The organism is Streptomyces sp. NPDC005181 (assembly GCF_040608395.1).
Taxonomy (GTDB): Bacteria; Actinomycetota; Actinomycetes; order Streptomycetales; family Streptomycetaceae; genus Streptomyces.
The window spans coordinates 20,810-29,298 of the sequence record NZ_JBEXID010000084.1 but is presented as its reverse complement, the minus strand read 5'-3'; the positions used below and the strand labels follow the sequence as shown (position 1 = coordinate 29,298).

The 8,489-nt window shown below is 65.7% G+C and carries 6 protein-coding genes; 1 reads left to right on the top strand and 5 read right to left on the bottom strand.

The window, feature by feature from the left end; translation table 11 throughout:
* Positions 1 to 76: 76 nt before the first annotated feature.
* Genes ABZV38_RS32760 through ABZV38_RS32750 form a run of 3 tightly spaced genes read right to left on the bottom strand, consistent with a single transcriptional unit; the run spans position 77 to position 4,065 of the window.
* Positions 77 to 820, bottom strand: a complete 744-nt coding sequence (locus ABZV38_RS32760) for a hypothetical protein (protein ID WP_356332077.1) — start codon at positions 818 to 820, stop codon at positions 77 to 79.
* A complete protein-coding gene (locus ABZV38_RS32755) occupies positions 817 to 2,433 on the bottom strand; it encodes a sugar phosphotransferase (RefSeq protein WP_356332076.1) in 1,617 nt (538 codons plus the stop codon). Before ABZV38_RS32755 ends, ABZV38_RS32760 begins: the two co-directional genes overlap by 4 nt.
* A gap of 15 nt (positions 2,434 to 2,448) precedes the next feature.
* Positions 2,449 to 4,065: a stealth family protein gene (locus ABZV38_RS32750; RefSeq protein WP_356332075.1), complete on the bottom strand. Its 1,617-nt coding sequence runs from the start codon at positions 4,063 to 4,065 to the stop codon at positions 2,449 to 2,451.
* A gap of 419 nt (positions 4,066 to 4,484) precedes the next feature.
* Between ABZV38_RS32750 and ABZV38_RS32745 the strand changes: the two genes are divergently transcribed.
* Positions 4,485 to 5,591 carry an LCP family protein gene (locus ABZV38_RS32745; protein ID WP_356332074.1) on the top strand — a complete coding sequence of 369 codons (1,107 nt, stop codon included), beginning with the start codon at positions 4,485 to 4,487 and terminating at the stop codon, positions 5,589 to 5,591.
* A gap of 497 nt (positions 5,592 to 6,088) precedes the next feature.
* On the opposite strand, the gene ABZV38_RS32740 is transcribed toward ABZV38_RS32745, so the two are convergent.
* The gene (locus ABZV38_RS32740) at positions 6,089 to 6,847 is read right to left on the bottom strand and encodes an endonuclease/exonuclease/phosphatase family protein (RefSeq protein ID WP_356332073.1); all 759 of its coding nucleotides are present in this window, start codon (positions 6,845 to 6,847) and stop codon (positions 6,089 to 6,091) included.
* 398 nt (positions 6,848 to 7,245) lie between these two features.
* A complete protein-coding gene (locus ABZV38_RS32735; RefSeq protein WP_356332072.1) occupies positions 7,246 to 8,370 on the bottom strand; it encodes a hypothetical protein in 1,125 nt (374 codons plus the stop codon).
* Positions 8,371 to 8,489: the final 119 nt, after the last annotated feature.

Here is an 8,489-nt window from a genome sequence, read left to right as displayed (position 1 = left end):
GAAGCCCACCGCCGCTGGAACAACATCACCGCCGCCACAACCGCCTGACCAGCAACGATGCCCTACCGATCAAGAACTACAGCTGCCGTGTCAGACGGCTGATCGGCACGCTCACCCGTGGCTCGGCGAAGGCGACGTCCTCCGTCACCCGGTTGGGGCGAGGTGCTACCAGACGCCCCTCCTCCACGCGCCAGAACTCGATGTCACAGCCGTATTTCAGACCGAGCACCAGCGACTTCCCCGGACTGCTCCAGATCATGCCGGTGCGCAGCACCGCGGCCTCTCGTCCTATCCGACGTGCGCGCGCCGACCCGCAGAGCACCGCTTTGCCCTCGGGTTCGTCGCCGTGACAGGTGACGACGTATACGGGAGCGGAACTGCGCGTGCCGGCCAGCGCGGCCAGGACCCTGTCCCGGTTCGTCTCAGCCACGGCGAGACTCGACCGGAAGTCGGAACTGCCCCGGACCGCGAAGTAGTCGATGCCTGCACCCTCGAGGAGCGCGACCATCAGCTCCAGGTTGGCTTCACGCAGACCAAGCGGCGAAACCGTGGTGCGAACGAGCGCAATCTGGGTGCCCCGTCCGGCCAGCACAGCCAGGCTCTCCGACGTGCCGAAGAGCTGTGGCCAGCGGCGGCGTGCCCGTGCCCCACGAACGTAGCGTCCGAGCAGCGCAAGAGACTGGAGTCGGCGCAACAGCGCCTTGATCCCCGCCCTCAGCCGCATCGGCACCCTGCGTGCGATGCGCCGGCGCAGCGACCTCGGGACGATGGTGCGGTACGCCCCGACGACGGCCGATGCCTCGGGATTTCCTGTGCTCACGTGTGGTTGTCCGGGTCCTCTGAATTCCCGTGCTCGAACGGACTGGCCACGGGGAAGTAGCGATGCAGGAATTGGATGACGGCGTCGTTGCCGCCACGGCTCAGGGCTTCATCACTGCCGAGGCCGAAGAACTGGAGCTGCCGGGTGTCCCGGCGTACCAGGAGCCGGTCCAAGCGCTGCCTGATTCCGGGCAGGGCCGCATGCAACACCACGGTCACCTCTGCGGAAAGGTCGGCCAGGCCGCTGGAGTACGCGAAGTGGTGGACGAGTCCGTCGACCGGATGGGTGGTGGGGAGGCTCGCCACCAACTGGCTGTCCGGTGCGGGCTCCGGTGCTGCGCCGGCCTCGGCCAACCTTCGCAGCACCTCAACGGCATACGGCTGGGGGCCGGGCGCGTAACTCTGGGTTGCCGCACGGCCGGTGGCCGAGTAAGCAGCCACGGTCCACGGCGCAAAGGACTCCTCCGCCGTCCACAGGCCCCGTAGGGGGCGGGTGGAGCCGTGTGGTGTGAAGTAGTCGAAGGGCCTCGTGGGTCGGCCCAGCAGGGCTCCTGGCCGCAGCAGAAGGAAGTGCTTCGCGAGGTCGGGCAACCGGTGCAGCCGAGCCTCCGCTCCAGTACCGGCGTGCACCACGGTCAGCCGGTCGTCGCTGCGCAGCCACTCCGGGACCGGCGCCTCTGCCACGACATGGACGACGTCCACCCACGGTGCGTACTGGTGCAGGGAACGCAAGGAGGCACGCAGCAACTCCTCACCCCAGGGGCCGGGATGCCGCCACTGCAGAACGGCGTCGACGGGGAAGGTGATCTCCTCCAGCCGCGGTATGTCGAAGTGCTCCAGGGTGATCGACGGGGTCATGTCCCCGTCGATGTCGCAGTAACCGGAGAGCCGGTCGAACGTGATCTCGATCCCCATGGCATCGCGTGGGACCACACGCTGGACCCGGTTGGGCCGGGGCCCGACGAGCCGCTCGTACGAGAGGTCGCTGTTGGGCGTCCAGAACTCGATCTCGATGCCCTCGTCCTCACCGACCCAGAGATTCTCCGTGGGATCGGTACGCAGCCAGGTGATGCGCACGACCTTCGCCCTGCCGTAGTTCTTCCACGCCTTCAGATGGCTGCCCGGGACCGACCGGGTGCTGTTGTCGGCAGGGGACACCGAGACGACATAGCCCGTGTGTTCCTCCAGGAGGGCCCTCAGGACACGCCGGACCTGTCCCATGTCCTGCTGTTCCACGACCAGGCAGATACGTCGGTCGTCGAGCGCCGGCACGGCGAACCACGCAATATCGGCGGCGTCGAAAGCCGCAGTGACCAATTCGTGGTCGAGGCGGCGGGCGAGATCGACAGTCAGTCCGCTGTGGACATGTCCGACCCGGCCGTCGGGCGTACGCGTCCTGCGCTCGGACGCTCCGGCGAAGTCCGACTTCCTCACCAGCCGCAGTGCGCGGCGGTGCAGCCGGGCCTCCCTTCGGTTCAGTGTCCGGACGAGCCCGCCCTTCACCTTGCGTCGTACGCGGGGTGGCACCCCGCTCGCGGCAACTTTGCGTACCGGTCCTGGGACGATCCGCCGGTAGACCCGGTTCGCGGAGCCCATCGCCGTCGAGTCGGCCATGTCATGAACTCCGGTTCATCGTTCGTAGGGACTGGGGGTGGGGAAGTAGGCGTTCAGGAATCCGTCGAGCAGTTCCTGCTGGGCTTCGATGTCCTCCGGAGTCGAGAAGGCGTCGTTGAGACAGAAGGAGTCCTGGTTCCTGCCGTCGAGCAGTCGTTGGAGCCGGTCCGCCAGATCTGGTACGGCCAGTTGCAGATAGGCGAACGGCATGGACCCCGGCTGAGCCCGCCCCGTCAGCGCGGCGTAGTACAGCCCGAACGACGAAGTGGTAGAGAGGTCGGTCATGGCGCGGAACCGGCTGGCCGCAGTACGGGCCCACGCCTCGGGGAAGTCGCGTTCGGCCTCGTTCATGGCGCTGCGACGCAGCGCGTAGGGGATGTGCTCCATGGGCTGGGTGATCACCCGGCCGAAACGCTCGAGGAGTAGCGCCCTGTTGTTCTTGCATGCGGCGTCGACCGGGGTGTCGGTCTCGGCGACCGGGCCCTGCGGAATGCGGTTGCGGGACGGGAAATAGCGCGCTGTGCCGCTCGGAGTGAAGAAGGCATGCGGCGTCACCGGCCGGCCGATGAACATGTCGTCATTGAAGTACAGGAAATGCTCGGACAGCCCATCGATGTGGTGCAGCTGGCTCTCGATGGAGTGCGAGTTGAACGTGGGCAGATCCGCGGGGTCACGGAAGATTTCGCGGTGACTGACTACGTGGATGCCGGGGATGTCCTCCCGCAGCCAGACGGGCACCTGGTCGTCCGTCACGATGTAGATATTCGCTATCCACGGGGCGAACATATGGAGGGAACGCACTGAGTAGCGCAACTCGTCGCGGCTGATGAAGCGGGCGTCGCTGGCGGACTCGGCGTGATAGACCTCGCCCTTTGCGGATGCCTTGCGCTGCTGCCACGCAGGATCGTTTCCGTCTACCCACGTGTAAACCGCGTCGACCGGGAAAGCGATGTCCTCGACACAGCGCACCAGGAACTCCGGCCTGGTCGCCAGAGCCGGGGCCGCCGCCCGGGGCGTGTGGTCGGAGACGAACCGGCTGAACAACCGCGGCGCACCGAGCACATTGCCGCCCTCGCCGGACACGGCCCAGGTGACACGGTTGGCCCGGGGCGCCACAAGGTGGGTGCCGTGCCAGCGCCAGAACTCGATGGTGCAGCCGTACTCATGGCCGAACGTCACATGCCGGCCAGTGTCCGTGCGGGACCAGCTGACCTGAATCGCAGCGGTGGTACGGACATCTCGCCACGCCTTCGGGTCACGCGACGAATACGTCTCTGCCGGACTCGCTGACTCCGGGTCGATCGTGCTCAGATGCCCGGGGTACTGCCCCATGCCACGGAACAGGGCCCCGAGGACACGGTCACGGTCGCTCTCCGCAACAGCCACCACCGTGCCGTGATCCGAGGTTCCACGTACGGCGAAGAATGAGACGCCGGTGGATCCCAGCAGGTCAGCGATGGCCGAACGATTGGCCTCGCGGGCACTCAACGGTGTCAGCCGCGGTTCAACGTAGACATCACCCTGACCGTTGCCGACCTGGTGCGCGGACGGGGCCTCGGGGACGGTTGCGCGAACGGTTTCCGCTGTTTCGACAGGCACCCGACGCGTGGCCGCACTGGGGATGGTGGTCAAGACCCACACTCCACCGTGGCGCCCCGCACATGCCGCCGCACAGTCATTACTCCTCGTTCTGTCTGCGGTCGGCGACCGGCAGGTTCCATTCAGCCCTTTGCTCTGGTCCCCCTCCTCGGCGCATCACTACTCATACGCGCGCGAGAACCGAAAGCGAATAAAAGAAAGTTCAACTTTCACAGGTCAACCACATCTTCACTAGATTCATGGCTCGTGTCAATGTTCGACCTGTACGTCATAAGACATGACAAATCAGGGCATAAACCGGACACTTGGTCCACGCCAAGGCCATGGGTCGCTTCACGATCCGTTCGAAAATACGTCTATAGTTCATCCACATCATCTACGCACCGGCCGGCCAACTCCCCCACTCGAGCCCTCCCCATGTTCGAACCCGGCATCGAGAGAGGACCCAGAGAATGAGCCCTACCGCCGCAACCTCCAACGCGCCTCAGTCCGAGCAGCCTGTGACACGTCGCCGCAAGAAGCCCGCACGCCGGCGCCGGGTATGGCGCTGGATCGCGCTCTCCGTCGTCGTCGTTCTTCTCGCCGCCGGCAGCACCGCCTGGTGGATGTACAGCCACCTCGACGGGAACATCAAGGGCGTCGACATCAACAAGGCGCTCGGGGACGACCGCCCGGAGAAGCTGCCCACCAGCGGTCAGAATCTGCTGGTGCTCGGCTCCGACTCACGGGCCGGTGCCGAGAACAAGGAGCTGGGAGGCGGCGGGAGCGTCAGCGGCGCCCGGTCCGACACCGCGATGGTGGTGCACATACCTGAGGGCCGGAGCAGGGCCGTCGCCGTGTCCATTCCGCGCGACACCCTCGTCACCCGCCCCGAGTGCACCAAGGCCGACGGTTCGACAATGCCGTCCGCGAACCGCGTGATGTTCAACTCCGTCTACTCGCAGGTTGGTCCGGCCTGTGTGGTCAAGACCGTCGAGAAGATGTCCGGGGTCCGGATCGACCACTATCTCGAGATCAACTTCGCCGGCTTCAAGGATCTCGTGGACGCCATCGGCGGGGTCACGGTCGACGTTCCGCAGGACATCCACGACACGTCGTCCGGCCTCGACCTCACGGCAGGTCCGCACAAGCTCGACGGCACCCAGTCCCTCGCATACGTCCGCACCCGGCACGGCATCGGTGACGGCAGCGACCTGGGCCGGATCGGGCTCCAGCAGCAGTTCCTCCTCGCGCTGCTGAGCGAGGTCAAGTCGCAGGACCTGCTGGGCAGTCCGACGAACTCGTACAAGATCGCCAACTCGGCCACCAAGTCGCTGACCACCGACTCCGGGCTCGCCTCGCTGAAATCCCTCGCGGACTTCGCCCGCTCGATGAACGGCGTGGACCCGAGCACCATGGAAACGATCATGCTTCCGGTCGCGTACGACAAGCAGGACCCCAACCGGGTGGTGGCGGCCCAGCCGCAGTCCACCCAACTGTGGAAGGCACTGCGCACCGACAAGCCGGTCCCCGAGTCCGCCAAGAAGTCCCCTGCAACAGGCGGCGGTTCTGCTTCCTGAGGCGCGCCTCGGCTCCGCATGCACGGAGGAGCCCCCCTCACCGATCCCGGGCGAACTCCTGGGATCGGTGAGGGACGACTGGTCGTCCGACTCTGGTCGTGATCTCGGACAGGCGCTCGTCTGGGCCTACGGGGCGAGCATTTTTGCGCGCCGGGAAATTCAGCCAGTCCACGGATGAGCACGCAAGTGCCTTGTTGCATGCCCCTGTTGTCGTCGCGATGTGCGCGACCCGCGCCAGTGGATCGTTCTGAACCCGTGTGAGGCCCGACTGACGCCAGGACGGACTCCCTAAAAAGACTCTGCCGTGCCGGGCATCGTACGAGCCCGGAACGGCGGCTACGACAGTTCACCGGGCCATAGACAGGGGTGGAGAACAGCAGTGGGGATGCTGGTGTGTACGACCCGGCATCCCCACGCGCGTCCTACACCCGTCAGGCGACACTCACGCTTTCGATCACGACGTGGTGGTCCGAGAACGCAGAGTCGGCCACCGCGCATCAGCGCCGGGGCTCAGTGCTGACGATGTAATCCAGCTTCGCTGTGCTGTTGTCATACGTGGCCCGTCCTGTCCGTGATGCACTCGTCTGGTCACACTCCTCGTATCCCGCGGTTCCGGGACCGGTGGAGTACAAGCCTTCCGGCCACACCCAGGAAGACGTGTTGTCCGGCGCATCGGGGGACAGCGAGTTGAAGTCACCGCCGAAGACGGTTCGAGGGAATGTGTCCACGATCGCTTTGATCTCCGCGAACTGGTCATCGCGGTAGTCCCAATCGGGGTGGTCCGGGTTACTGCCCAGCCGCGCGGCGTGAACATTGCACAGCGTCACATCCCAATACGTGGCCGTAGCGCACTGGAAAGGCGTCTGCTGACCCGTCCACGGCTGCGTCGTCGGATACGTCCGGGCGCCCGTCATCCCGCCCTTGACAACAATTGCTGTGCCGGGCGGCGTGCTCCGGCCATCATCCTCACCGCACCGGCTATTCCATTTCACTCCGTCCTGCGACCATTGGTACGGGGCGAAGCTCGCATTCCAGCCCGTACCCAACTCGCTCATCAGCAGATTCAGATCGTCCTGGCACACCTCCTGCAGCAAGGCGGCGTGCACATAGGTATTCAGCACGTGGTACTTGACGACACCGATCTTCTGCTCGGGTGTCCCGTAGTCCTCGCAGTGGTACGTCGAACGCTCGACACCGCACATGTTCCACGACATGACCTGCAGATTCTTCGGCTCTGCGGCCACAGCGGACGGCACAGCACAGACCGTACTCAAAACGAGAGCGCTCAAAGCACCCACGCAACTCTTCAACGCACCGAACCTGGTCACAAAACCCCCACCCACTCGACACAACTTTTCCGGGCGCACAGCTTACTCACGCCCACATAAGTGCCTCGCGCCTCACCCGCGCTGTAAAGGCTCCAGAAAGGACTCCGCATTGTTCAGTGGGGAGCACGGAGCGGGCATCGGTCGGGACGAATCCGCTTGAATCACGCCGGATGGGCAGCAGGATCTGGATCGGGTCATTTTCGCCAAGAAATGAAGGGCGGCTTCGGTACCCGGATCGCAAGCCAGCTTCTGTCCGGTGGGGCTACGGACCGGATCGAAGACTGTGTCCTGCAGCAGCTCCAGTCACAAGGGTGTGTCAAGCACGCTCACACCCGCTCAGCGGGATCCATCGCCAGCCCCGGCTCGCGATTCTGTCGGGCCACGTACAACCCTCCGTCCGCCCCGATCATGGCGAGGACCACACGCCCGTACACATCGAGTGCCAACGCCGGTGTCGCGGCGGTCCGTTCGCCCGTCGGCGACCACCAGAGACCGCCGCCCTCGTTCTCCGTTCCACAGGCTGCGAGCATGACGTGCCCGTCAAGATCCCGGTGCGCGAGGATCGTGCAGTCGTAGCCGTCCAACATCGCGCGCAGCACGGTGATCGGCCCCTCGGCCGGTGTGCCACCGAGCGGGATGACCCAGGTGCCCAAACGGTGTGCGACGATTCCGCCGGTAGTGGGGTCGGTCCAGTAGAAGGTGTTCCGATCCGGAGCCGTCTCCAGCGCGACCACGCCGCCCGGAGCGATCGCAACAGGAATGTTCTGTGCCTGCTCGAAGGCGCCATTACTCTCGGCCTGGGTCCACCTCATGGCCTGACCGCTTCCGGGGACCAGGAGCTCGATCCGCCCCGATTCGGCAACCGACACGGCCATGGCGACCTGCGCCAGACTGCCCTGCAGGTCCGTCCACGCCTCCCACTTGGCGCCCTTACCCTCTCGGCGCAGCATGATGCCGCCGCCGGCGTTCCGGACGAAGACGTTTGCCGCGCCGGACCGAGCGACGGCGGGTACCGGGGAACCGATCCGCGCGGCCCTTTCGGGGTCCTTGTGGGGGTTGCCCAGTGACCGCCACGAGGTGATGGGGCGGCCGGTCTGGTACTGAATGGCGTGCACGATGTCGACAGTCGGCAGGTCGTCGCCCTTTTGCCGCGACCGCCGCCCGAAGAAGTGCACATAGGTGTCCGCGCCCTGAGCGACGCTGAGGTGCGTCAGATGCGGAATCGGTATGACGTCCGGCCCCTGCCATTGAGGCCCGCCCGGACGCTCCTCGGTCCAGCGCAGGATGCCGTCCCGATTGCGGGCGTAGGCGGTGAGCCTGCCGTCCTTACCCCGAACGAGCCAGCGACCGCCGACCGTGGACTCCGCTTGCCGCTGCTCACTTTCGACGTTTCGAAGGACACTCTTTGCCGAGGCCCTCCCCTGGGCGGCACGTCCCGACCTGACTCGCATGTCGTGAGGTCATCCTTCCCATGATTGTCAGCTCCCGTTCTGCGGCCTGTTTCATGGCCGACATGCGGAAGCCGGGAGCGCCCATCATAGAATCACCGTTCGAACGACACGGAATCGCC